The sequence below is a fragment of the Aeromonas sp. ZOR0001 genome, assembly GCF_000801015.1.
In the GTDB taxonomy this organism is placed as follows: Bacteria; Pseudomonadota; Gammaproteobacteria; order Enterobacterales; family Aeromonadaceae; genus Aeromonas; species Aeromonas veronii.
This window is the reverse complement of sequence record NZ_JRJY01000090.1, coordinates 1-2442: the sequence shown is the minus strand read 5'-3', so window position 1 is coordinate 2442 and position 2442 is coordinate 1. Positions and strand designations below refer to the sequence as shown.

The window sequence follows — 2442 nt, the reverse complement described above, 5'->3', positions numbered from 1 at the left end:
GACCGCCGTTGGAGCGGCGGCCGTCGATAATCAGCTGCACCTTGGCCGGTTCGCCACGCGCCAATCGGCGGGAGAAATCACTCGGAATAATCAGCCCGAGCAGCGCCTGCTGTCCGGTGATGGCCTCGGTCATGCCCGCCTCGCCTTGCACCGGGATGATGGTGGTGAAGGCGGGCATATGGGTGAGGCGCTCCAGCAGCTCGCGGCTCTGTGCACCGCCATCTTGGTTGTAGATGGCCAGCGTATTGCCGGTCACCTCCAGAGTGGCGGCGAACGGGAAGAGGGCGGTTTGCAGCAGCACCGGCATGATGAGCAGAAAGCGCCCCTGGGTATTGCCCATCAGGGCCTGCAGCTCTTTTCGGATCAGCCACCAGAGTCGGATCAGCATGGGTTACTCCAGAGTGCGCCGCGTCTTGCGGGCGGTCAGGGCCAGCCAGAAACCGGCCAGCAGCAGCAGACAGAAACCGTTGACCAGCAGGATCGAGAAGACGCTGCCCGCCTGATAGAGGGTCTGCAAGGAGCTCGCGAAGTAGCGGGCCGGAATGAGGTGGGTGATGGCCCGCAGCAGCGGCGGCATGCTGGCGATCTCGAACACGAAGCCCGACAGCATCACGGCGGGCAGAAAGGCGGCGATCAGCGCCGCCTGTGCGGCATTGAACTGGCTGCGCATCACGGTGGAGAGGAACAGCCCGAGTCCGAGGGCGCTGCCGAGAAAGACGCTGGTGACCAGAAAGAGCAGCAGCAAGGAGCCGCGCCATGGCACGCCCATCACCGCCACCGAGAAGAGCAGGCAGAGCAGCATGGCGATGATACCGAGGCCATAGTAGGGCAGCAGCTTGGAGAGCAGCAGCTCCCCCTTGGTGACCGGGGTGGCGAGCAGCGCCTCCATGGTACCGCGCTCCCACTCCCGCGCCACCACCAGCGAGGTGAGCAGGGCTCCTATGATGGTCATCACCACCGCAATGGAGCCCGGTACCAGAAAGTTGCGGCTCACCAGCGCCGGGTTGAACCAGGCGCGGCTCTCTATCGACACCGGCATGGCGACCCCCTCGCCAGCGAGCCACCCCTGCCAGATCCCCTGCACATAGTTGGTGACGAAGTTGGCAGTGTTGGGCTCGGAGCCATCGGTCAGCAGCAGCGCCTGCGGCGTGCCATTGCCCTGACCGGCCATGGCGCGGGAGAAGCCGTCATCGATCACCAGCAGGCCGCGGATCTCGCCACGGGCCAGACTGGCGAGCAGGGACTCCTTGCTCGGGCCGCTGTGGATCTCCAGCGCGGTTGAGCCGCGCAGGGCCTGCTCCAGCCGCACTGCCGGGGCGCCGCTGTCGGTACGCCAGATGCCGAGGCGCAGGTGGTCCACATCCAGATTGATGGCGTAACCCATCACAACCAGTAGCACCACCGGCATGATGAAGGCGATGAGGATGCTGCTCGGGTCACGGACGATTTGCAGCGTCTCCTTGCGGCAGAGGGCCAGCAGTCGCCGACGGTTGATGCTCATGCGTCCTCCTCGCTAGCCCGCTCGACCAGGGTGATAAAGGCCTCTTCCATTGTTGGCAAAGAACAGGTCGGCAAGGAGCCGGTTGGCAAAGAGGTCGCCGCCTCTTTGGCGGCCAGCCCCTTGAGATCGTCCGGGGTGCCGAGCGCCAGCAGCTTGCCGCGATAGATGAGGGCGATGCGGTCGCAATACTCCGCCTCATCCATAAAGTGGGTGGTGACCAGCACGGTGACGCCGTGGTCGGCCAGCGCGTTGATGTGCGACCAGAACTCGCGCCGGGTCACCGGATCGACCCCGGAGGTGGGCTCGTCGAGAAACAGCAGCGGCGGCTCGTGCAGCAGGGCGCAGGCCAGCGATAAGCGCTGGCGCAGGCCGAGCGGCAGGGATTCCGCCTTCTGATCGAGCCAGGGGGTGAGGGCAAAAGCGGTCACCATGGCGTCGATCCGCGTCTGCTGGTGGCGGCCGAACAGGCCGTAGATACCGGCGAAAAAGGAGAGGTTCTGCGCCACGGTGAGTTGCTTGTAGAGGGAGAACTTCTGCGCCATGTAGCCGAGGCGCTGGCGCGCCGCCGACGGGCTGTGGGCCAGATCGATGCCGGTCACCAGCGCCTGCCCCTCGCTCGGGCGCAGCAGGCCGCACTCCATCTTGAAGGTGGTGGACTTGCCCGCCCCGTTGGGGCCGAGCAGGCCGAAGATCTCGCCGCGGCGCACCGCAAAGCTGACATCATCGGTGGCGGCAAAATCGCCGAAGCGCTTGGTGAGGTGGCGCGCCTCGATCACCGCTTCGGGGGAGACCCCCTGCGGCAGTTCGGCTTCCCGCATCCCGGCTGCCAGACTCGACTCCCCGCCGGGGCCGCCGCCGAGCAGGTCGATAAAGGCATCTTCCAGCCGGGGCTGGGCTGGTTGAAAGGCGCCGTTGGCGAGATGCAGCTCCGCCAGCGGCGG

The 2442-nt window shown here is 66.2% G+C and carries 3 protein-coding genes; all 3 read right to left on the bottom strand.

The features are described from left to right. On the bottom strand, nucleotides 1–388 hold a 388-nt coding region (locus tag L972_RS11870), incomplete at its 3' end, for an ABC transporter permease (protein ID WP_047438456.1). Between the two features lie 3 nt (nucleotides 389–391). Further along, nucleotides 392–1501 (bottom strand): ABC transporter permease, encoded by a 1110-nt coding sequence (locus L972_RS11865; protein ID WP_043821453.1) that lies wholly within the window; start codon nucleotides 1499–1501, stop codon nucleotides 392–394. After that, nucleotides 1498–2442 (bottom strand): ABC transporter ATP-binding protein (locus L972_RS11860; RefSeq protein WP_047438453.1); only part of this gene is annotated, 945 nt, incomplete at its 5' end. The genes L972_RS11865 and L972_RS11860, both read right to left, overlap by 4 nt.